The sequence below is a fragment of the Streptomyces sp. S.PNR 29 genome, from assembly GCF_030386795.1.
In the GTDB taxonomy this organism is placed as follows: domain Bacteria; phylum Actinomycetota; class Actinomycetes; order Streptomycetales; family Streptomycetaceae; genus Streptomyces.
This window is the reverse complement of record NZ_JANUQM010000028.1, coordinates 1-25,031: the sequence shown is the minus strand read 5'-3', so window position 1 is coordinate 25,031 and position 25,031 is coordinate 1. Positions and strand designations below refer to the sequence as shown.

Annotated in this window: 18 protein-coding genes; 14 read left to right on the top strand and 4 right to left on the bottom strand. The window is 71.5% G+C overall.

Going from position 1 to position 25,031, the window contains the following annotated elements:
• Window positions 1-14 precede the first annotated feature (14 nt).
• The 6 genes from infB to NW895_RS40750 all read left to right on the top strand — a co-directional run bounded on the left by infB (window position 15) and on the right by NW895_RS40750 (window position 9,792).
• Window positions 15-3,056 (top strand): translation initiation factor IF-2, encoded by a 3,042-nt coding sequence (gene infB, locus NW895_RS40775; RefSeq protein ID WP_289942277.1) that lies wholly within the window; start codon window positions 15-17, stop codon window positions 3,054-3,056.
• A 238-nt stretch (window positions 3,057-3,294) separates the two neighbouring features.
• Window positions 3,295-3,588 (top strand): DUF503 domain-containing protein, encoded by a 294-nt coding sequence (locus NW895_RS40770; protein WP_289942276.1) that lies wholly within the window; start codon window positions 3,295-3,297, stop codon window positions 3,586-3,588.
• A 35-nt stretch (window positions 3,589-3,623) separates the two neighbouring features.
• Window positions 3,624-4,070, top strand: a complete 447-nt coding sequence (gene rbfA / locus NW895_RS40765; RefSeq protein ID WP_289942275.1) for a 30S ribosome-binding factor RbfA — start codon at window positions 3,624-3,626, stop codon at window positions 4,068-4,070.
• A complete protein-coding gene (truB, locus tag NW895_RS40760; RefSeq protein WP_289942273.1) occupies window positions 4,067-4,972 on the top strand; it encodes a tRNA pseudouridine(55) synthase TruB in 906 nt (301 codons plus the stop codon). The genes rbfA and truB overlap by 4 nt, the downstream gene beginning before the upstream one ends.
• Before the next feature lie 252 nt (window positions 4,973-5,224).
• Window positions 5,225-8,695 carry a trypsin-like peptidase domain-containing protein gene (locus NW895_RS40755; protein ID WP_289942272.1) on the top strand — a complete coding sequence of 1,157 codons (3,471 nt, stop codon included), beginning with the start codon at window positions 5,225-5,227 and terminating at the stop codon, window positions 8,693-8,695.
• Between the two features lie 140 nt (window positions 8,696-8,835).
• A complete protein-coding gene (locus NW895_RS40750) occupies window positions 8,836-9,792 on the top strand; it encodes a bifunctional riboflavin kinase/FAD synthetase (RefSeq protein WP_289942270.1) in 957 nt (318 codons plus the stop codon).
• 65 nt (window positions 9,793-9,857) lie between these two features.
• Here the strand turns inward: NW895_RS40750 and NW895_RS40745 are convergent, their stop codons facing one another.
• Complete coding sequence (locus tag NW895_RS40745; RefSeq protein ID WP_289942269.1) at window positions 9,858-13,376, bottom strand: SCO5717 family growth-regulating ATPase; 3,519 nt, start codon at window positions 13,374-13,376, stop codon at window positions 9,858-9,860.
• Between the two features lie 434 nt (window positions 13,377-13,810).
• A complete protein-coding gene (locus tag NW895_RS40740; RefSeq protein WP_289942268.1) occupies window positions 13,811-14,113 on the bottom strand; it encodes a DUF397 domain-containing protein in 303 nt (100 codons plus the stop codon).
• A 268-nt stretch (window positions 14,114-14,381) separates the two neighbouring features.
• On the opposite strand from NW895_RS40740, the gene rpsO reads away from it, so the two are divergent.
• The 5 genes from rpsO (at window position 14,382) to NW895_RS40715 (ending at window position 19,857) form a co-directional block, all read left to right on the top strand.
• Complete coding sequence (gene rpsO, locus NW895_RS40735) at window positions 14,382-14,669, top strand: 30S ribosomal protein S15 (RefSeq protein ID WP_023546329.1); 288 nt, start codon at window positions 14,382-14,384, stop codon at window positions 14,667-14,669.
• Between the two features lie 329 nt (window positions 14,670-14,998).
• Complete coding sequence (locus NW895_RS40730) at window positions 14,999-17,221, top strand: polyribonucleotide nucleotidyltransferase (protein ID WP_289942265.1); 2,223 nt, start codon at window positions 14,999-15,001, stop codon at window positions 17,219-17,221.
• Window positions 17,218-18,597, top strand: a complete 1,380-nt coding sequence (locus NW895_RS40725; RefSeq protein ID WP_289942264.1) for a pitrilysin family protein — start codon at window positions 17,218-17,220, stop codon at window positions 18,595-18,597. The genes NW895_RS40730 and NW895_RS40725 overlap by 4 nt, the downstream gene beginning before the upstream one ends.
• A gap of 29 nt (window positions 18,598-18,626) precedes the next feature.
• Window positions 18,627-19,379 carry a 4-hydroxy-tetrahydrodipicolinate reductase gene (gene dapB, locus NW895_RS40720; protein WP_289942263.1) on the top strand — a complete coding sequence of 251 codons (753 nt, stop codon included), beginning with the start codon at window positions 18,627-18,629 and terminating at the stop codon, window positions 19,377-19,379.
• Window positions 19,380-19,401: 22 nt separating this feature from the next.
• On the top strand, window positions 19,402-19,857 hold the full coding sequence (locus NW895_RS40715; RefSeq protein ID WP_289942262.1) for a hypothetical protein: 456 nt from the start codon (window positions 19,402-19,404) through the stop codon (window positions 19,855-19,857).
• A gap of 70 nt (window positions 19,858-19,927) precedes the next feature.
• Here NW895_RS40715 and NW895_RS40710 read toward each other — a convergent pair whose 3' ends face one another.
• Entirely contained in the window at window positions 19,928-20,479 is a 552-nt protein-coding gene (locus tag NW895_RS40710; RefSeq protein ID WP_289942261.1) for a PH domain-containing protein, read from the bottom strand.
• Between the two features lie 121 nt (window positions 20,480-20,600).
• A complete protein-coding gene (locus tag NW895_RS40705; protein WP_289942259.1) occupies window positions 20,601-20,840 on the bottom strand; it encodes a hypothetical protein in 240 nt (79 codons plus the stop codon).
• 186 nt (window positions 20,841-21,026) lie between these two features.
• Here NW895_RS40705 and thyX point away from each other — a divergent pair, with 186 nt between their 5' ends.
• The 3 genes from thyX to NW895_RS40690 all read left to right on the top strand — a co-directional run bounded on the left by thyX (window position 21,027) and on the right by NW895_RS40690 (window position 24,717).
• The gene (gene thyX / locus NW895_RS40700; RefSeq protein ID WP_289942258.1) at window positions 21,027-21,767 is read left to right on the top strand and encodes an FAD-dependent thymidylate synthase; all 741 of its coding nucleotides are present in this window, start codon (window positions 21,027-21,029) and stop codon (window positions 21,765-21,767) included.
• A gap of 210 nt (window positions 21,768-21,977) precedes the next feature.
• Window positions 21,978-22,877 carry a 4-hydroxy-tetrahydrodipicolinate synthase gene (dapA, locus tag NW895_RS40695; RefSeq protein ID WP_289942256.1) on the top strand — a complete coding sequence of 300 codons (900 nt, stop codon included), beginning with the start codon at window positions 21,978-21,980 and terminating at the stop codon, window positions 22,875-22,877.
• Between the two features lie 154 nt (window positions 22,878-23,031).
• Window positions 23,032-24,717 carry a ribonuclease J gene (locus NW895_RS40690; protein WP_289942255.1) on the top strand — a complete coding sequence of 562 codons (1,686 nt, stop codon included), beginning with the start codon at window positions 23,032-23,034 and terminating at the stop codon, window positions 24,715-24,717.
• The last annotated feature ends 314 nt before the right edge of the window (window positions 24,718-25,031 follow it).

The window sequence follows — 25,031 nt, the reverse complement described above, 5'->3', positions numbered from 1 at the left end:
CTCAAAGGAGCGAAGTGGCTAAGGTCCGGGTCTACGAACTCGCCAAGGAGTTCGGTGTCGAGAGCAAGGTCGTCATGGCCAAGCTCCAGGAACTCGGTGAATTCGTCCGTTCGGCGTCTTCGACGATCGAAGCGCCGGTTGTACGCAAACTGACTGACGCGTTCCAGCAGGGCGGCGGCAACGGCAAGTCCGCCGCGAAGCCCGGGGCGCCCAGGAAGGCCGCCCCCAAGCCCGCCGCGCCCTCTCCGGCGCAGGCGGCACGTCCGGCTGCCCCGCGGCCGGCCGCACCCAAGCCCCCGGCTGCCCCGCAGCCTTCGGCTCAGCAGCCCCCGGCCCCGTCGGCCCCCGCGCCGGCCCCGGGACCGCGTCCGACGCCGGGCCCCAAGCCCGCGCCGCGCCCGGCTCCGGCGGCACCGGAGTTCACCGCTCCGCCGTCGCCCCCGGCCCAGTCCGGGCCGAAGCCCGGCGCGCGTCCGGGTGCCCCCAAGCCCGGCGGTGGCCGTCCGGGTGGTTCCGGCCAGGACCGGCAGGGCGGTCAGCGCCCCGGCGGTCAGGGCCCGCGTCCCGGCGCCCCGGCGCCGCGTCCGGGTGCCCGTCCGGCCGGTCCGCGTCCGGGTAACAACCCCTTCACGTCCGGTGGTTCCACCGGCATGGCGCGCCCGCAGGCGCCCCGTCCGCAGGGTCAGCGTCCCGGTGGCGGCCCGGCCGGTGCCGGTCCCCGTCCGCAGGCGCCCGGCGGCCAGGGCGGCGGTCCGCGTCCGCAGGCTCCGGGCGGTCAGCGCCCGACCCCGGGTTCGATGCCGCGTCCGCAGGGCGGCGGCCCGCGTCCCGGCGGTGGCCCCGCCGGCCCGCGTCCGAACCCCGGCATGATGCCGCAGCGTCCCGCTGCCGGCCCGCGTCCCGGCCCCGGTGGCGGTCGCGGTCCGGGCGGTGCGGGTCGTCCCGGCGGCGCCGGTCGTCCCGGTGGCGGCGGCTTCGCCGGCCGTCCCGGTGGTGGTGGCGGCGGTCGCCCGGGTGGCGGTGGCGGTTTCGCCGGTCGTCCCGGTGGCGGCGGTGGCGGCGGCTTCGGTGGCGGCGGTGGCCGTCCCGGCTTCGGCGGCCGTCCGGGTGGTCCCGGTGGCCGTGGCGGCACGCAGGGTGCCTTCGGCCGTCCGGGTGGTCCCGCGCGTCGTGGCCGCAAGTCGAAGCGGCAGCGCCGTCAGGAGTACGAGGCCATGCAGGCCCCGTCGGTCGGCGGCGTGATGCTGCCTCGCGGCAACGGCGAGACCATTCGCCTGTCGCGCGGTGCGTCGCTCACCGACTTCGCGGAGAAGATCAACGCCAACCCGGCGTCCCTCGTCGCGGTCATGATGAACCTCGGCGAGATGGTCACCGCGACCCAGTCCGTCTCCGACGAGACGCTGGAGCTCCTGGCCGGCGAGATGAACTACACGGTTCAGATCGTCAGCCCGGAGGAAGAGGACCGCGAGCTGCTCGAGTCCTTCGACATCGAGTTCGGCGAGGACGAGGGCGACGAGGAGGACCTGGTGGTCCGCCCGCCGGTCGTCACCGTCATGGGTCACGTCGACCACGGTAAGACCCGACTGCTCGACGCCATCCGCAAGACGAACGTCATCGCGGGCGAGGCCGGCGGCATCACCCAGCACATCGGTGCCTACCAGGTCGCGACCGAGGTCAACGACGAAGAGCGCAAGATCACCTTCATCGACACCCCGGGTCACGAGGCGTTCACCGCCATGCGTGCCCGTGGTGCGAAGTCGACCGACATCGCGATCCTGGTCGTCGCGGCCAACGACGGCGTCATGCCGCAGACGGTCGAGGCGCTCAACCACGCCAAGGCGGCCGACGTCCCGATCGTCGTCGCGGTCAACAAGATCGACGTCGAGGGCGCCGACCCGACCAAGGTGCGCGGTCAGCTCACCGAGTACGGGCTGGTGGCCGAGGAGTACGGCGGCGACACGATGTTCGTCGACATCTCCGCCAAGCAGGGTCTGCACATCGACTCCCTGCTGGAGGCCGTGATCCTCACCGCCGACGCCTCGCTCGACCTGCGGGCCAACCCGAACCAGGACGCGCAGGGCATCTCGATCGAGTCCCGCCTCGACCGCGGCCGCGGTGCCGTGGCGACGGTCCTCGTCCAGCGAGGCACGCTGCGGGTCGGCGACACGATGGTCGTGGGCGACGCCTACGGTCGCGTGCGCGCCATGCTCGACGACAACGGCAACAACGTCACCGAGGCCGGCCCGTCGACGCCGGTCCAGGTCCTGGGCCTGACCAACGTCCCGGGTGCGGGCGACAACTTCCTCGTGGTCGAGGAGGACCGTACGGCCCGCCAGATCGCGGAGAAGCGTGCCGCCCGCGAGCGGAACGCCGCGTTCGCCAAGCGCACCCGCCGGGTGTCGCTGGAGGACCTGGACAAGGTGCTCAAGGCCGGCGAGGTCCAGCAGCTGAACCTGATCATCAAGGGCGACGCTTCTGGTTCGGTCGAGGCCCTGGAGTCCTCCCTGCTCCAGCTGGACGTGGGCGAAGAGGTCGACATCCGCGTCCTGCACCGCGGCGTCGGTGCGGTCACGGAGTCCGACATCGACCTGGCGATGGGCTCCGACGCCATCGTGATCGGCTTCAACGTGCGCGCCGCCGGGCGTGCGCAGCAGATGGCCGAGCGCGAGGGTGTGGACGTCCGGTACTACTCGGTCATCTACCAGGCGATCGAGGAGATCGAGGCGGCCCTCAAGGGCATGCTCAAGCCGGAGTTCGAGGAGGTCGAGCTCGGTACGGCGGAGATCCGCGAGGTCTTCAAGTCGTCCAAGCTGGGCAACATCGCCGGTGTGCTCATCCGGTCCGGCGAGGTCCGCCGCAACACCAAGGCGCGCCTGCTGCGCGACGGCAAGGTGGTCGCGGAGAACCTCACCATCGAGGGCCTGCGTCGCTTCAAGGACGACGTGACCGAGATCCGCGAAGGGTTCGAGGGCGGTATCAACCTCGGCAACTTCAACGACATCAAGGTCGACGACGTCATCGCGACGTACGAGATGCGCGAGAAGCCGCGGGTGTAACAGCCACGGTCCGCGGTGGCCGACGGGACAGTGTTCCCGTCGGCCACCGCGCCGTGTACCGGGGCCGGCCTCAGGGGCAGCCCCACCGGCCCGCACCCGCGGGACGACGCAAGGCACCCCCACCGCGCGCCGGGCCCTAGGGCAAAGCCCCAGGAAAAACCCCGTCGAGCCCCCGGCAGGGACGATGTACGGTTCTACAGGACCTTCGATCCCGTACCGGCGGGTCATCCGGGCACACATGTACGTGGGGACGCTGTCCTTCGACCTCCTGCTCGGCGACGTACGGTCGCTGAAGGAGAAGCGCTCCGTCGTCCGCCCCATCGTCGCCGAACTCCAGCGGAAGTACGCGGTGAGCGCGGCCGAGGTGGAACACATGGACCTCCACCGCAGGGCCGGCATCGGGCTCGCGGTGGTGTCCGCCGACGCGGGGCACCTGACCGACATACTCGACCGGTGCGAACGGCTGGTCGCCGGCCGCCCCGAGGTGGAACTGCTCGCGGTGAGACGCCGCTTCCACGGCGACGACGACTGACCGAACGTAGAACAGGAAGATTGGGAGACGGACCAGTGGCCGACAACGCGCGGGCGAAGAGGCTGGCGGACCTCATCCGAGAGGTGGTGGCCCAGAAGCTGCAGCGCGGGATCAAGGACCCGCGGCTCGGCTCGCACGTCACCATCACGGACACCCGGGTGACGGGCGATCTGCGGGAGGCGACCGTCTTCTACACCGTGTACGGGGACGACGAGGAGCGGCAGGCCGCGGCCGCCGGTCTGGAGAGCGCCAAGGGCATCCTGCGCTCCGAGGTCGGCAGGGCGGCCGGCGTGAAGTTCACGCCGACCCTGACCTTCGTCGCCGACGCCCTCCCGGACACCGCACGGACCATCGAGGACCTCCTCGACAAGGCGCGCCAGTCCGACGCCAAGGTGCGTGAGGCGTCCGCCGGCGCCACCTACGCCGGTGGCGCGGACCCGTACAAGAAGCCCGCCGACGAGACGGACGACACCGCCGAATGACCCAGAAGCACACCACGCCCGACGGCCTTGTCATCGTCGACAAGCCGTCGGGCTTCACTTCGCACGACGTCGTCGCCAAGATGCGGGGCATCGCGAAGACCCGGCGCGTCGGCCACGCCGGCACGCTCGACCCGATGGCGACGGGCGTCCTCGTCCTCGGCGTGGAGAAGGCGACCAAGCTCCTCGGGCACCTCGCGCTGACCGAGAAGGAGTACCTGGGCACCCTCCGGCTCGGCCAGACCACGCTCACGGACGACGCCGAGGGGGAGATCACCTCCTCCACCGACGCCTCCAAGGTCACCCGGGACGCCATCGACGCCGGAATCGCCAAACTGACCGGCGACATCATGCAGGTGCCGTCCAAGGTCAGCGCCATCAAGATCAACGGCGTGCGGTCCTACAAGCGGGCCAGGGAGGGCGAGGAGTTCGAGATTCCCGCCCGGCCCGTCACCGTCTCGTCGTTCAGCGTGTACGACGTGCGGGACGCCGTCGCCGACGACGGCACCCCGGTGCTCGACCTGGTCGTGTCGGTGGTCTGCTCCTCCGGCACCTACATCCGCGCCCTGGCCCGCGACCTGGGCGCCGACCTCGGTGTCGGCGGCCACCTCACCGCCCTGCGCCGCACCCGCGTCGGGCCGTACAAGCTCGACTCCGCGCGGACCCTGGACCAGCTCCAGAAGGAGCTGACCGTGATGCCTATCGCCGAGGCGGCCGCAGCCGCCTTCCCGCGCTGGGACGTCGACGCCCGGCGCGCCCGGCTGCTCACCAACGGCGTACGGCTGGAGATGCCCGAGGAGTACGCGGGCGCGGGCGCCGTGGCCGTCCTCGGCCCCGAGGGCCGCCTGCTCGCCCTCGTGGAGGAACACAAGGGCAAGGCCAAGAGCCTGGCCGTCTTCGGCTGAGACAGGGCCGGGCCTTCGCCCGTGGAGCGGCGAACACGGGGACATTCCGCTGTCGCCGCTCCACGGTCCCCCCTCGGTTCCCCCACCTCTAGGGTGTATCCACCGATCCCCACCCATTCACCCCTCCGGGCAGGCGCTCGGAGTGAACCCGGGGAGCGGAAGGGGGCGCGTTCGCCGAGCGATCTGTCCCGCTGATCATCTCCCGCCTACTGTCGAACAGCAGGGGACAGATGTACGGCGGGAGGTTCGACGATGGCTGCACGGGGCCCGCACCCGCGTGACGGCGCACACGGCCCCCAGGACGCTCGTCTCGACGACGCCCTGGGCGGTGCGGATCGGCACGCGCCCGACGAGGCCCTCGTCCGCATCCACGACCCGGCCGGACGCCCCCGGGGCACCGGTTTCGTCGCCGACCGGCACGGCACGCTGATCACCAGCCACGAAGCCGTCGACGGCCTGCCCCGGCTCGTACTGCACACCGCCGACGGCCGCCGCCGCGTCGTGACCGCCGCCGCGGTGACCCCCCTGCCCGCCCTGGACCTGGCCCTCGTCCACACCGGGGGCCTCGGTGTCGCACCGCTTCCCGTCACCGCGCGGGACCGGATCGACTGCGGCACGTATGTGCGGATCGCCGCCGGCTGCTGGCGCGAGGCGCGGATCCTCGGCACGACCACCGTGACGTACACGGCCACGGGCCGCCTCCACCGGCTGGACGGCGTCCTGGAGTTGGCGATCGGCACGGACGGCCGCGACGCGCTGCGCCTGGGAGGGGGCGCGGCCGGGGGACCGGTGCTCGACGCCACGACCGGCGCCGTGCTCGGCGTCCTCGGCACGGCCCTGAGCTCCGATCACAGCGAGGTCGGCTTCGCCGTGCCGCTGCTCCCGGGCACCGAGGGCCCCCTCGGCGACCTGCTCGCGGCGAACGGGGCGACGGTCCCCGCGTACGGCGCCGACCTCAACCTGGCCGGCGTGCGGGAACTCACCGCCACCTCGATGGCGCAGGACGGCCCGCTCGACGCGCGGCCGGGGCTCTGCCACACGGCCGAGCCCGTCGAACGGGCCGCGACGGCACGGGAGTTCGCCGCCTTCACCGAGGGCCCGGCCCGTGTCCTCGGCCTCGTCGGGGCACCCGGCAGCGGCCGTACGACCGAACTCGCCGCCCTCGCGGCCCGCCGCCACTCCGCCCCCACGCTGTGGCTGCGCGGCGCCGACCTGCGGGACGACGACACCTCGGTGGCGGACGCGGCACGCCGGGCCCTGACCCGCGCGGCGCGGATCGTGGCCGCCACCCGCGTTCCCCTTGCCACCGGCCTCGGGGACACCTCCCCGGAACGCCTGGCCCGCCTCGCCCGGGACACCGGCCACCCCCTGCTGCTCCTGCTGGACACCCCCGAGGAGACGCCGTCGGCCCTGACCCACCGCCTGAGCGAGTGGGCCGAGGGGACGGCACAGTGGCTACGGGAGACGGGGGCACGGCTGGTGGTGGCGTGCCGCGTGGAGTACTGGGAACGGGCAGGGGCGGAGTTTCCGGCCGAGCTGCTGCACGAGGGGCGCTCGGCGGACGAGGCCGTGCCCGGTGTCCCGCCCTGCGTCCCGCTCGGCGACCTGACCGAGGACGAGGCCCGGCAGGCACGCGTCCGCTACGGCGTCCCGGAAGGGGCACTGCCGGACGCCGACGCCCGCCACCCCCTCACCCTCCGCCTGCTCTCGGAGGTCCGGGCCGCCGAAAGCGACCCCCCGGCCGTCGCCCGCACCGACCGGCACGAGGTCTTCTCGGCCTACCTCGACCTGATGTGCCTGCGTATCGCGCAGCGCCTGGCCGCGCAGCACGACCTGCGCGGCACCGCCGTACGCCGTCTCGCGGCGAAGGTCTCCGGTCAGGTCCACGAGGCCGCCCGGCGCAGCATCGGCACCGGGCAGGGCGGGTTGGACCGGGCGTCGTTCGAGGAGGTGTTCCCGTGGGGGCCGGCCCCGGACCGGCTCGGCGGCGGCACCGGATGGGCGTCCGCCGTCCTCGCCGAAGGCCTCCTCGTCCCGGCCGGCGACGGCTACCGCTTCGCCCACGAGGAGATCGCCGACTGGATCCAGGGCACGCACCTCGACCTGGACGAGGCCCTGCGCGTCCTGGTCCACCGCTGCCGCCTCCCACAGGACGCCCACCCCCTCCCCGTACCGCACCACCGCATCGGACCCGTTGTCCAGGCCCTGCTGCTCCTCGCCCGCCGGTACGGCACACTCCGACTCGCCCTCCAGCTGCAGGAGTTGGTGCACGCCCTGGATGCCGACCCGCACTCCTGGTGGGCCGCCCGACTCGTCGCCGAGGTCCTCAGAGGCGTGCCCGACGCGGCACCGTACACGGACGTGCTGCGGCTGCTCGCCGACCGGATCGTGGCCTGGCGGAGCGAAGGGCGACCGGTGCCGGGGGAGTTCGGGCCCGCCCTCTGGACGGCCCTCTCGCTGCCCCTGGAGGCGCGCCTCGACCTGCTCCGCCGGCTCGTCCACGCCGACGGGCCCCCGGACGAGGCCGGCCCCCGCTACCTCGATGCCGTGGCCCGGCTGCTCGCTGCCGACGCCGTCGCCGTACAACCACTCCTCACCCGTTGGTTCGACGACGAGCGGCCGCTGCCCGCCACCCCGCACGCGACCGTGGCGACGGCCGCGCAGGCGCTGCTGCACACGCACCGGCGCCGGGCTCTGGACGAGCTGACCGAGGTGCTCGTCGACCGGGCCCACCGCCGGGCCGGCCAACTGCTCGCCGTCCTCGCGGAGGAGGAACCGTCCGCCGTCTGCCGGGCCGTCGGCCGATGGGCGCACGACGAGCGGCCCGCGCGGCGGGCGGCGGCGGTGACCCACGGGCTGCGGGCCGCTCCGCACGCACGCACCGAGGCCGACCGCGCACTGCTGCGTCACGCCGCCCTCACCCTGCTCGCCCGGCCCGCCGACAGCGGCCTGCACGGCGGCGCGCTCGCGCTGCTCGTACGGGACCCGAGCACCCGCGCCCGTCACCTCCCGCAGGCGCTGCGGCAGTTCGCGGCGGGCGACCCGCAGATCCCGCCGAGCGCGATCGTCGCGGCCCTCACGACCCATCCCACGCCGGTTCTCGACGCCTTCCGGGCGCGGTTGCGCGGACCGGACGCCGGAGAGGTGCTGCGCACCCTCGCCGACGCCACCACACCCACGCTGGCCCGCCGGGTCGCCGCCCTCGTGGGGGAGGCCGTGGCGCACACCCCGCACCTCGCCGCCCACGTGGCCGCGTACGCCGACCGGCGCCTCGACCGGGGCCCCGCCGACCGGGCCGTGCTGCGGCCCCTGGTCACCGGCCTGCTGGACGGCGGCCCGGAACCGGTGCGGACCGCGCTCGCCGCCGTACTCGCCGCCCCCGGCAACTCCGCCTCCCGCCACCTCCGCCGGGAACTGCGCGAACACCTCCTGGCCCAGGAGCACGACCCGGCCGTCCTGGACGCGCTGCTGCACGCCGCCGCCCGGATCAGCGGCCACGACCTCCGCGACCTCGTCCACCGCACCGGTCTCCTCCTGGTCCGCACCACGGACGGCGCCGCCCGCTTCGACCGGGCCCTGGCCGACCTGGGCCGCCATGTCCCCGGCTTCGCCCTCCGTGTGACCGGCTGGCTGACCGACGCCCCGGAGGAGTGGGTGGCGCTCGTCGGTCCCGGCACCCGCCGGATGATCGAGACCCTGGCCGGCGTGCGGGTTCCCGCATGACAGCCGTAGCCGCCCACGTGCGCCCGGTCACAGCCCCCATGCCGATGCGGGTCCCCAGCGGGCGGCATGGCACCCTTAGACCTGCGTAAGAGGCAACCACGGACACGGGTTCGACGAGCACTCGACAAGGAGCAGGCACAGTGCAGCGCTGGCGTGGCTTGGAGGACATCCCCGAGGACTGGGGGCGCAGCGTCGTCACCATCGGCTCCTACGACGGAGTCCACCGCGGACACCAGCTGATCATCCGGCACGCCGTGGACCGCGCCCGTGAGCTGGGCGTTCCCGCTGTCGTCGTCACCTTCGACCCGCACCCCAGCGAGGTGGTCCGCCCCGGCAGCCACCCGCCGCTGCTCGCCCCGCACCACCGCCGCGCCGAACTGATGGCGGACCTGGGCGTGGACGCGGTCCTCGTCCTTCCCTTCACCACCGAGTTCTCGAAGCTGTCCCCGGCCGACTTCGTCGTCAAGGTCCTGGTCGACAAGCTGCACGCCAAAGCGGTCGTCGAGGGCCCCAACTTCCGCTTCGGCCACAAGGCGGCGGGCAATGTCGAGTTCCTGGCCGGACAGGGCAAGATCTACGACTTCGAGGTCGAGGTCGTGGACCTGTATCTGACGGGCGAGGCCGGGGGCGGGGAGCCCTTCTCCTCGACCCTGACCCGGCGCCTGATCGCCGAGGGCGACGTCCGGGGCGCCGCCGAGATCCTCGGCCGGCCGCACCGCGTGGAGGGCGTGGTCGTCCGCGGCGCCCAGCGCGGCCGTGAGCTCGGCTTCCCCACGGCCAACGTCGAGACGCTGCCCCACACCGCCGTCCCCGCCGACGGCGTCTACGCCGGCTGGCTGCACGCCCAGGGTGAGGCGATGCCGGCCGCGATCTCCGTCGGGACCAACCCCCAGTTCGACGGCACCGAGCGCACGGTGGAGGCGTACGCCATCGACCGGGTGGGCCTCGACCTGTACGGCCTCCATGTCGCCGTCGACTTCCTGGCCTTCGTACGCGGCCAGGCGAGGTTCGACACGCTGGAGGCCCTGCTGGAGCAGATGGCCGAGGACGTGAAGCGCTGCCGGGATCTGGTGGCTGAGGCCGAGACGGACCAGTAGCGGTTCCACGACGCCGAAGGGCGGCCGGTGCCTGAGGGGCACCGGCCGCCCTTCGTTGTGCCGGGCTACTGCTGAGGCGGCGGGGGCGGCGCCTGGCCGCCGCCCGGCTGACCGGGCTGCGGGTAGCCGTATCCGGGCTGCGGGTACGGCTGACCCGGCTGCGGGTACGGCTGGGGCGGCTGGCCGGGCTGGGCGTACGGCTGCCCGGGCTGCGGCGCCTGCGGGTACGGGCCGGGCTGCGCGGGCGGCTGCTGACCGGGGGCGGGCTGTCCCGGAACCGGCTGACCGGGAACCGGCTGACCGGGAACCGGCTGACCGGGAACCGGCTGGCCGGGGAGCGGTGGGGCGGCCACCGGCGGCGGGTTGCCGTCGGACGTCCACAGGCCGTGCGCCTGCTGGTGGCGGGTGAAGTCCTCGGCGACCATCGCCGCGAGGTTGAAGTACGCCTCCCGCACCTTCGGCCGCATCATGTCGAGGTCGACCTCGGCACCGGCGGCCAGGTGCTCGTCGAAGGGCACCACGATCACGCCCCGGCACCGGGTCTCGAAGTGCGCCACGATGTCCTCGACCTTGATCATCTTCCCGGTCTCGCGGACACCCGAGATCACGGTGATGGACCGGGCGACGAGGTCGGAGTACCCGTGCGCGGACAGCCAGTCCAGCGTCGTACTGGCGCTGCTCGCACCGTCCACGGAGGGCGTCGAGATGATGATGAGCTGGTCGGCGAGGTCGAGCACACCGCGCATGGCGCTGTAGAGCAGACCCGTACCCGAGTCGGTCAGGATGACCGGGTACTGCTTGCCGAGCACGTCGATCGCGCGCCGGTAGTCCTCGTCGTTGAACGTCGTGGAGACGGCCGGGTCGACGTCGTTGGCGATGATCTCAAGCCCGGACGGCGCCTGGGACGTGAACCGGCGGATGTCCATGTACGAGTTGAGGTACGGGATCGCCTGGACGAGGTCACGGATGGTGGCCCCGGTCTCGCGGCGCACACGGCGGCCGAGGGTACCGGCGTCCGGGTTGGCGTCGATGGCGAGGATCTTGTCCTGCCGCTCGGTGGCGAGCGTGGAGCCGAGGGCGGTGGTCGTGGTCGTCTTGCCGACGCCGCCCTTGAGGCTGATCACGGCGATGCGGTAGCAGGACAGCACGGGCGTGCGGATCAGCTCCAGCTTCCGCAGCCGCTCGGCCTCCTCCTTCTTGCCGCCCAGCTTGAACCGTCCGCCGCCGGCCGCCGGGCGGCTGCTCTTCGCCTTCTGCTTCTTGTTGTTGAGCAGCCGGTCGGACGACAGTTCCACGGCAGCGGTGTAACCGAGCGGCGCGGCACCCGGGTTGGTCGGCTGCCGCTGGTCGTGCTGCATGGGCTGCGGCCAGGCGGCACCGGCACGGGGGTCGACGGGCTGCTGCGGAGCCTGACCGGCCTGCGGAGGCTGACCGGGCTGCGGAGGCTGACCGGGCTGCGGTGCGAATCCCTGCGGGGCGCCTTGAGCCGCGGCCGCCGGGGGCTGCGGCTGACCCTGCTGGGGCACGCCGGGCTGGCCCTGTTGGGGCACGCCGGGCTGGCCCTGCTGGGCGGGGGGCTGCGGGAAGCCGTAACCGCCGGGCTGGGCGTGCGGGGCCGGGGCGGCGGGCGGGAAGCCGTAGCCGCCTTGCAGGTTGGGGGCGCCGGGGGCACCGCCGGGGTGTGGGAAGCCGTAGCCGCCCTGGGGGTTGGGGACGCCGGGCTGGGGGAAGCCGTAGCCGTCCTGTGCGTTCGGTGTCTGGGCAGGCGGGCCGGCCGGTGGCTGGGCCGGAGGCTGCGGTGCTGCCGGAGCAGGCGTGCCCGGGTGCGGGAAGCCGTAACCGGGCTGCGGTGCGGGCTGGGCGGGCGCCGGGCTCGCCGTCGGCGGGTTCCACGCGGCGGGCGCGGGCTGCGGCGCCTGCGGCTGGAAGGGGGGCTGCTGGGGCGGCACCGCCGGCTGACCCTGCGCGGCCGCCGGCTGCGGCTGTTCGGGCGCGGTCTGCTCCGGCTGCTGGGGCTGGGGCTGGGGCTGCTGCGGCTGGGCCTGCCACTGGCTCGCCGACGCGGGCGCGGCGGGCTGGTACGACGGCGGCAACGGCGGCACCGCACCCTGCGGCGTCGGCGGAGACCAGGCGGGCGGCGTGGCACTCGGGGCTTCGGAGGCGCCGGGAGCGGCGTCCTGGGGCGCGCCGTCCTGCGGCGTGGCGTCGGCGGGCACCGCGTCCGCAGGCTCGGGCTCGGGCTCGGCTGCCGTAGGCACGGCATCCGCAGGCTCGGCGTCCTGAGGCGAGGCCTCCTGGGACTCGGCCTCCTCCAGGACCGTACTCCCGGGCTCGTCCTCCACCGGAGCGGCGTCCTCCGGCCCGGGCGCCACAGGCTGCGCCTCCTCGGACTCGGCGTCCACCTCAACGGCTTCGCCGGACGCGTCGTCGTCCACCTCGGACGAGGGCTCGGAAGCAGGCCGGAGTTCGACCACGTCGGCCACGCGGGAGTCGTCGGCCTCGTCAGCCGTACCCGCACTGTCCTCGGCATCGTCGGCATCGTCGAGAACCGCGTCGGCCTCCGCGTCCGCCACATCCACGCCGGCATCACCATCGGCACGCTCGGCCTCACCCGCCTCGGCGGCCGCGCGCTCGGCGATCTCCCGCTTGAGGGCGACGGCGGAGAACCGCATGGTGGCGCCGCTCTCCAGATCACCGCTCCCGGACCCCTGCTCCCCGGAATCCGAGAAAGCCGAGGAAGTCGACGGAGCCGAGGAAGTCGACGGAGCCGGGGAATTCGAGGAAGCCGAAGGAGCCGGGGAGACGGAGGAAGCCGGGGAGACGGACGAAGCCGCAGCATCCGAAGACGCACCAGCATCTGAAGGCGCCTCAGTCTTCGAGGCGTCCTGGGCATCGGAGGAACCCGGAGCATCCGGGGAAGCAGGCGGTGCCGGCGGAGCCGACGGCGTCCACTGCGACTGGAACCCGCCCACAGGAATGTTCGGCACGGCCGTCGGGGAGGCCGGATCCGCCGCCGGAGCCTCGGGCCGCGCCTCCGTCTGCGGCCGCTGCGGCTCGAAGCCGCTCCCCACGGGAAGCTTGGGCACGGCCCCCGGCCCGCCGGTGGGCGGCGGGGGAGGAGTGAATGGCGCACCAGGCGCAGGCGCAGGCGCAGGCGGCGTGAAAGGCGCTCCCGGCGCCGGCGCAGGCGGCGTGAAGGGAGCCCCGGGCGCCGGGGTGGGAAGGGAGGACGGGCCCGCCGAGCCCGCCGCATGCGGCGGCGGAGTCAGCCCCGGCAACGGAGGAACCGGCCCCCTGGAAGGCCCCTGGGAACCATGGGAACCGGAACCGGAAGCGGACGGCGCCGACGAGGAACCACCGGCACCCCCGGCACCCCCCGCCCCCGGAGCCCCCGCATCGGAACCCGCGGCACCTGCCGAACCCGCCACCTGGCCCGAACCCCCCGACGCGTTCTGCGTGTACCAGGCAGGCGGCGCGTAGTCGATGGTGAACTCGCCCGTCGTCTCCACGGCGGACTCCGCGTCGGGCTGGTCATCGCCGGGTGTCCCCCAGCCCCCGCGGATCCCGTCCCGATCGCTGCTCACAGTTCCTCCTGGTGTGGTCGAGCACCCTCATGCCGTGCTGGGGCGACCCTTGCTTGTCGTTCGAAGTCGCTTGAAGTCGTTCGAGGTCGTCCGATCCACCGGCTCTCCCCCTGCGACGCCGACTCCCGCTCCACGGGTTCTGACGTCGTGCCCCTCCCAGCCTAATCACCAGGGACCTCACCCCGGCAGGCCCGCCCACCCCCGAGCAACGGCCCACTGCGACACAGCATGCCCAGAAGTGGCGTACACAGCCCCCGTATTGGTGAACAAACCGGTCGTTACCAGTGAACAAGTCAAACAGGAACCGAATCGGAGCAGCGCGTCAACGCCCATAGGGGACAAGCTCATTGATGCTCCGACAAAACACCCATCCACCCACGGCAACGGGGTGGGAAGCCGGCCCTGGCATCCCACCCCGCCCGCAAAACCGTCGGTTACCGACCGGCCTCCGCGGCCGGTCCGCCGTCGTGCGGCGCCGGCTCCAGGTCGAACTCCCCGTCCCGCGCCCCCAGCACGAACGCCCGCCACTCGGCCTCCGTGTACCGCAGCACGGTGCCCGGGTCGAGCGACGACCGCATGGCCACGGCCCCGCCGGGAAGGTAGGCGATCTCGACCCGCTCCTCGTGCTCCTCGGTGCCCGGTGCGCTGTGCCACTCGACCCCCGAGATGTCGAGGGCGTACAGTTCGTCCCGCTCCCGCTCCTTGCGCGCCTTGATCTCTTCTTCCGTCTCCGCCATGCCGAAGCGGCCCCTTCCAGACGTGATCGACCTTCCGGGCGCTCACCCTAGTGGCCCCTGGTCGTGCCGTCTTCGCTGTTCGGGGACCAGGGCAAAGGTGCCCGCAACCGCCTGGTACCCTGAGTGACGGCCGTTTGTGTACGCACCCCCGGAGCCCGCCGCTCTGGAGGCCGCGCCCAGCGGATCCCCGCCTTCCGAGTCACGGAAGATCCCCCGAGAAGAAGACCGGGGGCACTCGGTGGCCACTCACAGACTATGAGGAGTACGCGTGTCGCTCGACGCCGCTACGAAGAAGCAGATCATCTCCGAGTTCGGTACCAAGGAGGGTGACACCGGCTCCCCCGAGGTCCAGGTCGCTCTGCTGTCCCGTCGGATCTCCGACCTGACCGAGCACCTCAAGACCCACAAGCACGACCACCACTCCCGCCGTGGTCTGCTGATCCTGGTCGGTCAGCGCCGCCGCCTGCTGCAGTACCTCGCCAAGAAGGACATCCAGCGCTTCCGTACGCTGGTCGACCGCCTCGGCATCCGCCGCGGTGCGGCGGGCGCCAAGTAAGACGCCGTGAAGGGAGCGGTTCCCATCGATCGGGGGCCGCTCCCTTTGCTGTACGTGCGCACTGTCACTGCCGCTTTGTAGTGTGGTAGCACAACGCAATACGCATGACACAGCGTGATAGGCCCTACCCGAAATGGGTACGGCGTCATCACGTACGACGAACGAGGAGGAGCGCACCTCGCCGCCGCCGGTCCTCGGTAGTGGCCCCCGGGGGGAAGTGAGCCCCGGGTGCTTCGATCGAAGACCGGCCCGCACCAGACGGCGCGCTTCTCCGCCACCGTCCCCCTGCCACACGGGCAAGGAGGGACGAAGACGAGGAGAAAACGCTAGTGGAGAACGAGACCCACTACGCCGAGGCCGTCATCGACAACGGCGCCTTCGGCACCCGCACCATCCGCTTCGAGACGGGCCGCCTGGCCAAGCAGGCCGCCGGTTCCGCCGTGGCGTACCTGGACGACGACACCATGGTGCTGTCGGCCACCACCGCGTCCAAGCAGCCCAAGGACCAGCTCGACTTCTTCCCGCTCACGGTCGACGTCGAGGAGCGCATGTACGCGGCCGGGAAGATCCCCGGTTCCTTCTTCCGCCGCGAGGGCCGGCCGAGCGAGGACGCGATCCTCACCTGCCGCCTGATCGACCGCCCGCTGCGCCCGTCCTTCAAGAAGGGCCTGCGCAACGAGATCCAGGTCGTCGCCACGATCATGGCGCTCAACCCCGACCACCTGTACGACGTCGTCGCGATCAACGCCGCGTCCGCGTCCACGCAGCTGGCCGGTCTGCCCTTCTCCGGCCCGATCGGCGGCGTCCGCGTCGCGCTGATCCGCGGCCAGTGGGTGGCCTTCCCGACGCACACCGAGCTCGAGGACGCCGTCTTCGACATGGTCGTCGCGGGCCGCGTCCTGGAGGACGGCGATGTCGCGATCATGATGGTCGAGGCGGAGGCCACCGAGAAGACCATCAAGCTGGTCGAGGGTGGCGCCGAGGCGCCCACCGAGGAGGTCGTCGCCGCCGGTCTGGACGCCGCGAAGCCCTTCATCAAGGTTCTGTGCAAGGCCCAGTCGGACCTCGCCGCCAAGGCCGCCAAGCCGACCGGCGAGTTCCCGATCTTCCTGGACTACCAGGACGACGTCCTGGAGGCGCTCACCGCGGCCGTCAAGCCCGAGCTCACCCAGGCGCTCACCATCGCCGGCAAGCAGGAGCGCGAGTCCGAGCTGGACCGCGTCAAGCAGCTCGCCGCCGAGAAGCTGCTGCCGGAGTTCGAGGGCCGCGAGAAGGAGATCTCCGCCGCGTACCGCTCGCTCACCAAGCAGCTGGTCCGTGAGCGCGTGATCAAGGAGAAGAAGCGCATCGACGGCCGCGGTGTCACCGACATCCGCACCCTGGCCGCCGAGGTCGAGGCCATCCCGCGGGTCCACGGCTCGGCCCTGTTCGAGCGCGGCGAGACCCAGATCCTGGGCGTCACCACGCTGAACATGCTGCGCATGGAGCAGCAGCTGGACACCCTCTCGCCGGTGACCCGCAAGCGCTACATGCACAACTACAACTTCCCGCCGTACTCCACCGGCGAGACCGGCCGCGTCGGCTCCCCGAAGCGCCGCGAGATCGGCCACGGCGCCCTCGCCGAGCGCGCCCTGATCCCGGTCCTGCCGACGCGCGAGGAGTTCCCGTACGCGATCCGTCAGGTCTCCGAGGCCCTCGGCTCCAACGGCTCGACGTCGATGGGTTCGGTCTGCGCCTCCACCATGTCGCTGCTGAACGCCGGTGTGCCGCTGAAGGCCCCGGTCGCCGGTATCGCCATGGGCCTGATCTCCCAGGAGATCGACGGCGAGACGCACTACGTCACCCTCACCGACATCCTCGGTGCGGAGGACGCCTTCGGCGACATGGACTTCAAGGTCGCCGGCACCAAGGAGTTCGTCACCGCCCTCCAGCTCGACACCAAGCTGGACGGCATCCCGGCGTCCGTCCTGGCCGCGGCCCTGAAGCAGGCCCGTGACGCCCGCCTCCACATCCTCGACGTGATGATGGAAGCCATCGACACGCCGGACGAGATGTCCCCGAACGCACCGCGGATCATCACCGTGAAGATCCCGGTCGACAAGATCGGCGAGGTCATCGGCCCCAAGGGCAAGATGATCAACCAGATCCAGGAGGACACCGGCGCCGAGATCACCATCGAGGACGACGGCACGATCTACATCGGCGCCGCCGACGGCCCGTCCGCCGAGGCCGCCCGCGCCACGATCAACGGCATCGCCAACCCGACGATGCCCGAGGTCGGCGAGCGCTACCTCGGTACGGTCGTGAAGACGACCACCTTCGGTGCGTTCGTCTCCCTGCTGCCCGGCAAGGACGGCCTGCTGCACATCTCGCAGATCCGCAAGCTGGCCGGCGGCAAGCGCGTGGAGAACGTCGAGGACGTCCTCGGCGTGGGCCAGAAGGTCCAGGTCGAGATCGCCGAGATCGACTCCCGCGGCAAGCTCTCCCTCATCCCCGTGATCGAGGGCGAGGAAGGTTCGAACGACGAAGCGAAGGACGACGCCGAGAAGTGACGTCCCGTAACGCCCAGGCGACGGCCCGCACCTCTTCGGAGGCGCGGGCCGTCGCCCGTACCCAAACCCTCATCAAGGGCACCAACGGCATCGGCACGGTCCGCAAAACCACCCTCCCCGGTGGCCTGCGCATCGTCACCGAGACCCTGCCCTCGGTCCGCTCGGCGACCTTCGGCATCTGGGCGCACGTCGGCTCCCGCGACGAGACCCCGTCTCTGAACGGCGCCACGCACTACCTGGAGCACCTGCTCTTCAAGGGGACGACCCGCAGGTCCGCCCTGGACATCTCCTCCGCCATCGACGCCGTCGGCGGCGAGATGAACGCGTTCACGGCGAAGGAGTACACGTGCTACTACGCGCGCGTGCTCGACACCGACCTGCCGCTCGCCATCGACGTCGTCTGCGACATGCTCACCGGCTCGCTGATCCTCGAAGAGGACGTCAACGTCGAGCGCGGCGCCATCCTCGAAGAGATCGCCATGACGGAGGACGACCCGGGCGACTGCGTCCACGACCTCTTCGCGCAGACCATGTTCGGCGACCACCCGCTCGGCCGCCCGGTCCTCGGCACGGTCGACACCGTCAACGCCCTCACGGCCGACCGCATCCGCCGCTTCTACAAGAAGCACTACGACCCTACCCACCTGGTGGTCGCCTGCGCAGGCAACATCGACCACAACAAGGTCGTACGACAGGTCCGCGCCGCCTTCGACAAGGCGGGCGCCTTCAAGAGCCTCGACGCGACCCCCGTCGCCCCGCGCGCCGGGCAGCGCGCCGTCCGCACCGCCGGCCGGGTCGACCTCATCGGCCGCAAGACCGAACAGGCCCACGTCGTCCTGGGCATGCCGGGCCTGTCCCGCACGGACGAGCGCCGCTGGTCCCTCGGCGTGCTGAACACGGCCCTCGGCGGCGGGATGTCGTCCCGCCTGTTCCAGGAGGTCAGGGAGAAACGGGGCCTGGCCTACAGCGTGTACTCGTACACCTCCGGATTCGCCGACTGCGGCCTGTTCGGCGTGTACGCGGGCTGCCGCCCGAACCAGGTCCACGACGTGCTGAAGATCTGCCGCGACGAACTCGACCACGTCGCCGAGCACGGTCTGTCCGACGACGAGATCGGCCGCGCCATCGGTCAGCTCCAGGGCTCCACCGTCCTCGGCCTGGAGGACACCGGCGCGCTGATGAACCGCATCGGCAAGAGCGAGCTGTGCTGGGGCGAGCAGATGTCGGTCGACGACATGCTGGCCCGGATAGCCTCGGTCACCCCGGACGACGTCCGCTCGGTCGCCCGCGACATCCTGGGACGGCGGCCCTCGCTGTCGGTCATCGGCCCGCTGAAGGACAAGCAGGCCTCCCGGCTCCAGGACGCCGTCGCCTGACGCCCCCTTTCGACAAGAAGGCAAGTGAGATGAGCAAGCTGCGCGTGGCGGTCCTCGGTGCCAAGGGCCGGATCGGATCCGAGGCGGTACGGGCGGTCGAGGCCGCCGAGGACATGGAGCTCGTCGCCGCCCTCGGCCGGGGCGACAAGCTGGAGACACTGGCCGAGACCGGTGCCCAGGTCGCGGTCGAGCTGACCACGCCCGCCTCGGTCATGGGCAACCTCGACTTCTGCGTACGCCACGGTATCCACGCCGTCGTCGGTACGACGGGCTGGACCGACGAGCGCCTCGCGCAGCTGAAGGGCTGGCTGGCCCAGTCCCCGGAGACGGGCGTGCTCATCGCGCCCAACTTCTCCATCGGTGCCGTCCTGACCATGAAGTTCGCGCAGATCGCCGCCCCCTACTTCGAGTCCGTCGAGGTCGTCGAACTGCACCACCCGAACAAGGTCGACGCCCCCAGCGGAACCGCCACGCGCACCGCCCAGCTCATCGCCGAGGCCCGCCGCCAGGCCGGCAGCGCCCCCGCCCCGGACGCCACGGTGACGGCCCTGGACGGCGCCCGTGGCGCCAGCGTCGACGGCGTCCCGGTGCACGCGGTCCGGCTGCGCGGCCTGCTGGCCCACCAGGAGGTCCTGCTCGGCGGCGAGGGCGAGACCCTCACCGTCCGCCACGACTCCCTCCACCACAGCAGCTTCATGCCGGGCATCCTGCTGGGTGCGCGCCGGGTGGTGAGCACTCCGGGCCTGACCTTCGGCCTGGAGCACTTCCTGGACCTCGGCTGACACCAGGACCCGCGAGACAGTCATGCGCGCGAAGATCTCCTACGCCGTCACGGCCGCCGTCCTGGTCTTCTACTTCCTCCTGGTCGGCAGCCGCGGTGTGATGCTCATCGAGACGGGCACGCCGCTCACCGTCACCTTCGGGATCGCGGTGCTGATCCTGCCGGTGATCGGCCTGTGGTTCCTGTGGAAGAACACCCAGTTCGTCCGCAAGGCCAACCAGCTCGCCGCCGAGCTCGACGCCGAGGGCGGCCTGCCCGTCGACGAGCTGAAACGCACCCCCAGCGGCCGGATCGACCGCGACTCGGCCGACGAGGTCTTCGCCCGGCGCAAGGCCGAGACGGAGGCGGCCCCCGACGACTGGCGCAGCTGGTTCCGGCTCGCTGTCGCCTACCACGACGCGCGTGACACCCCGCGCGCCCGCAAGGCGATGCAGAAGGCCATCGCCCTGCATGACGGCAGGCAGACCGAGACCGCCTGACGCACGCGCTCACGCCGGCGGGGCCGGACCACGATCGTGGTCCGGCCCCGCCGGCATGAAAAGGGGCTGCTCAGCGCCGGTATTCCTCGGCCCACACCTCCACCGAGTCGGCCGCCCGGTCGAACGCCTCGGGCCGGGCCAGGAAGTCCGCGTTGTGCGTGGTCAGCAGCGGCGGTACGGCGTCCGCCGCACGCCCCCGCCGTACGAGCACCAGCGCCTGCCCCTGCACCGTGCGCGGCAGCCCGAGCCAGCGCACCGGCTGCTGCAGCGTCCGCACGCTGACGACCTGCTCCCAGGGCGCCGTACGCGTGCCGAAGAAGCCGACGTGACGCAGCCCGCGCGCGCTCACCCACACGCCCACGCGCAGCAGCCGCAGAGCGACGGCGATGAAGGCCAGGGCGATGCCGAAGACCACCCCGCCCTCGGACAGGGGCCCGGTCGCCGCGATGATGACCGCCGCGAACAGCACGAACGAGGCGAGCAGCAGCAACAGCGCCGCCGCCCCGACACGCCACGGGCCGGGACGGTAGGGCCGCAGCCAGCGGTCGCGGTCTTCGTGCGGCAGGGCGACATCGTCCGCCGCCTCGAAGGCGCGGTCGGCCGTCAGGAAGGGCAGGGGCACGGCTGGTCCTCACTCGTTCCATCGTGGGCTGTGCCCGGTGAGGTTATCCGCCTGTGTCCCTGGTCACCACCTTCGGGGGCCGGATGGAGTCATGGCCGGCCGTCGCCGACGCGGTCCCGGCTCAGTGCTTGTCGGACGCCTGTGACTGCTGCGTCTGCGCGGTGGAATGGTCGAGCGTCAGCGCCGGCATCCCGATCACCAGGGAGCCCACGAGTGCGGCGACGATCGTCAGCCCCAGCAGCCAGCGCCCGGCTATCTGACCGGCGGACGCCCGCGCAGGGGGCGGGGGAGTGACATTGCTGCGGAACCTGTCGGCTTCGGCGACGAAGGCGAACGGAACTGGTTCGCGCCGGCGGTACATCTGGGGAGCATCTCCTTCGGGGGTCGAACAGATCACTGTCGTCAAGAGAGACGAACGAACTGCCCCAGGGGTGCCCTGTTTCACCGACTTCATAGCGGCACGGCACCGAACGCACCGTTTGGTGGGCGGGTGGCGGGTCGTAGAGTGGCGTCGCCAAGAGACGAGATGGGAAGGCCCGCCGAAACCGTGACCGAGACTCCCGACGAAGACTTCAAGATCGACCTCCGTGGTGATGTCACCGTTGAGCTGGTGAAACACAGCGCCGCCGACTCCGACGTGCTGTTCGCAGCCCGTGTGTCGACCCTCGGCGAGCAGTCCCTGGACGAGCTGAAGAAGGACCCGGAGCGTTCCAAGGGGTTGATCAACTTCCTGATGCGGGACCGGCACGGCAGCCCGTTCGAGCACAACTCGATGACCTTCTTCGTCAGCGCCCCGATCTTCGTCTTCCGAGAGTTCATGCGGCACCGCGTGGGCTGGTCCTACAACGAGGAGTCGGGGCGCTACCGGGAGCTCCAGCCCGTCTTCTACGTGCCGGACGCCTCGCGCAAGCTGGTCCAGCAGGGGCGGCCGGGCAAGTACGAGTTCGTCGAGGGCACCCCCGAGCAGCACCAGCTCGTGGGGGACGCCATGGAGGAGTCCTACCGTCAGGCCTACCGGACGTATCGCCAGATGCTCGCCGCCGGCGTGGCCCGCGAGGTCGCCCGCTCGGTCCTCCCGGTCGGCCTGTACTCCTCGATGTACGCCACCTGCAACGCCCGCTCGCTGATGCACTTCCTCGGCCTGCGCACCCAGCACGAACTGGCGAAGGTCCCCTCCTTCCCGCAGCGGGAGATCGAGATGGTCGGCGAGCAGATGGAGGCGGAGTGGGCCAAGCTCATGCCCCTCACGTACGCGGCCTTCAACGCGAACGGGCGTGTGGCGCCGTAACGCACCCCGGTTCTCCCGCCCGGCACAGATGTACGGGTCAATCAGGCGAAGTGTCCGTATTGCGGCATTTAGAGAAGTTCATCTAGCCTGATCAAACGGGTCCGGCACTGCTTGAACCCCCGAGCAGGCAGTGCCGGGCTCCCCATCTGTCACGACTTGTCGCCTGCCCCGAGGGCAGACCCCGCTCTGAGCAACGAGTAGCGTGTAAGCATGGCTCCGACCTCCACTCCGCAGACCCCCTTCGGGAGGGTCCTCACCGCCATGGTCACGCCCTTCACGGCGGACGGCGCACTCGACCTCGACGGCGCGCAGCGGCTCGCCGCCCATCTGGTGGACGCAGGCAACGACGGCCTGATCATCAACGGCACCACCGGCGAGTCCCCCACCACCAGCGACGCGGAGAAATCGGATCTCGTACGAGCCGTCCTGGAGGCGGTCGGCGACCGCGCCCACGTAGTCGCCGGCGTCGGCACCAACGACACCCACCACAGCATCGAGCTCGCCCGCGCGGCGCAGCGGGTGGGCGCGCACGGCCTGCTGGTCGTCACGCCGTACTACAACAAGCCCCCGCAGGAGGGTCTCTACCGGCACTTCAAGGCCATCGCCGACACCACCGAGCTGCCGGTCATGCTCTACGACATCCCCGGCCGCAGCGGCGTCCCGATCAACACGGAGACGCTCGTCCGCCTCGCCGAGCACCCAAGAATCGTCGCCAACAAGGACGCCAAGGGTGACCTCGGCCGCGCCAGCTGGGCCATCGCGCGCTCCGGCCTCGCCTGGTACTCCGGCGACGACATGCTGAACCTGCCCCTGCTCTCCGTCGGCGCGGTCGGCTTCGTCTCGGTCGTCGGCCACGTCGTCACCCCCGAGCTGCGCGCCATGGTCGACGCGTACGTCGCCGGTGACGTCCAGAAGGCGACCGAGATCCACCAGAAGCTGCTCCCGGTCTACACGGGCATGTTCCGTACCCAGGGCGTGATGACGACGAAGGCCGCGCTCGCCCTCCAGGGCCTGCCCGCCGGTCCGCTGCGCGCCCCCATGGTCGAGTGCACGCCCGAAGAGATCGAGCAGCTCAAGATCGATCTTGCCGCGGGCGGGGTACAGCTCTAGCACCAGACTTCGCGCGAGCCACGCGCAGACATGCTTCACAACTGAATAGGCAGGCCACCGGTGCCTGCGCCCCAACCACAACTGCTTCTGCACGAACGTCACGCGCGCCACGTGCCTCACCGGTACGTGGCGCTTGTGGTGAGGAGAGAGTCTTTTGAGTCATCCGCATCCCGAACTGGCCCCGCCCCCGCCGCTCCCCGAAGGTGGCCTGCGGGTCACTCCACTGGGCGGTCTCGGTGAGATCGGCCGGAACATGACGGTCTTCGAATACGGCGGCCGCTTGCTGATCGTCGACTGCGGAGTGCTCTTCCCCGAGGAGGAGCAGCCCGGAATCGACCTGATCCTGCCGGACTTCTCGTCGATCCGGGACCGTCTCGACGACATCGAGGGCATCGTCCTCACGCACGGCCACGAGGACCACATCGGCGGCGTCCCCTACCTCCTCCGCGAGAAGCCGGACATCCCGCTGATCGGCTCCAAGCTGACCCTCGCCCTCATCGAGGCCAAGCTCCAGGAGCACCGCATCCGCCCGTACACCCTGGAGGTGGCGGAAGGAAACCGCGAGCGCGTGGGCCCCTTCGACTGTGAGTTCATCGCGGTCAACCACTCGATCCCGGACGCGCTGGCCGTCGCCATCCGCACCCCCGCGGGCATGGTGGTCCACACCGGCGACTTCAAGATGGACCAGCTCCCGCTGGACAACCGCCTGACGGATCTCCATGCGTTCGCCCGGCTGAGCGAGGAGGGAATCGACCTCCTCCTCGCCGACTCCACCAACGCCGAGGTCCCCGGCTTCACCCCGCACGAGCGGGACATCTCCAACGTCCTGCGCCAGGTCTTCGCCGGTGCCCGCAAGCGGATCATCGTGGCGAGCTTCGCCAGCCACGTCCACCGCATCCAGCAGATCCTGGACGCGGCCTACGAGTACGGCCGCCGGGTCGCCTTCGTCGGCCGCTCGATGGTCCGCAACATGGGCATCGCGAGGGACCTGGGCTACCTGAAGGTCCCTCCGGGCCTGGTGGTGGACGTCAAGACACTGGACGACCTCCCCGACAACGAAGTCGTCCTGGTCTGCACGGGCTCCCAGGGCGAACCGATGGCGGCCCTGTCCCGCATGGCCAACCGGGACCACCAGATCCGCATCGTCGAGGGCGACACGGTGATCCTCGCGTCGTCGCTGATCCCCGGCAACGAGAACGCGGTCTACCGCGTCATCAACGGCCTGACCCGCTGGGGCGCGAACGTCGTCCACAAGGGCAACGCCAAGGTCCACGTCTCGGGCCACGCCTCAGCCGGCGAACTGCTGTACTTCTACAACATCTGCCGCCCGAGGAACCTGATGCCGGTCCACGGCGAGTGGCGCCACCTGCGCGCCAACGCCGAACTGGGCGCCCTCACCGGGGTCCCGCACGACCGCATCGTCATCGCCGAGGACGGCGTCGCCGTGGACCTCGTCGAGGGCAAGGCGAAGATCTCCGGCAAGGTCCAGGCCGGTTACGTGTACGTCGACGGCCTCTCGGTGGGCGACGTCGGCGAACCGGCCCTGAAGGACCGCAAGATCCTGGGCGACGAGGGCATCATCTCGGTCTTCGTGGTCATCGACTCGTCCACCGGCAAGATCACGGGCGGCCCGCACATCCAGGCCCGTGGATCCGGCATCGAGGACTCGGCCTTCGGCGACGTGATCCCCAAGATCACGGAGTCCCTCGAACGCTCCGCCCAGGAAGGCATCGTGGAACCCCACCAGTTGCAGCAGCTGGTGAGGAGGACCCTGGGCAAGTGGGTCTCGGACACCTACCGACGCCGGCCGATGATCCTGCCTGTGGTGGTGGAGGTCTGACGGACCGTCGGACCGACGTCCGCGTGAACTGGGAGCGGGGCGCCTCGATTTGCATCGGGGCGCCCCGCTCCAGTACGTTTACAACTCCTCCCAGACGGGCACCCGGCCACCTCGTGCGCCGGAGTGACTCACCGGACGGGACGGAAATTCCGACTCAGAACCTCTGATAAAGTCGGAACCGCCGGAAAGGGAAAGCGCGAGAGCGTGAACTCCGGAAGGCACCGAGGAAATCGGATCGAGAAAAGATCTGATAGAGTCGGAAACACCGAAGGGAAGCGCCCGGAGGAAAGCCCGAGAGGGTGAGTACAAAGGAA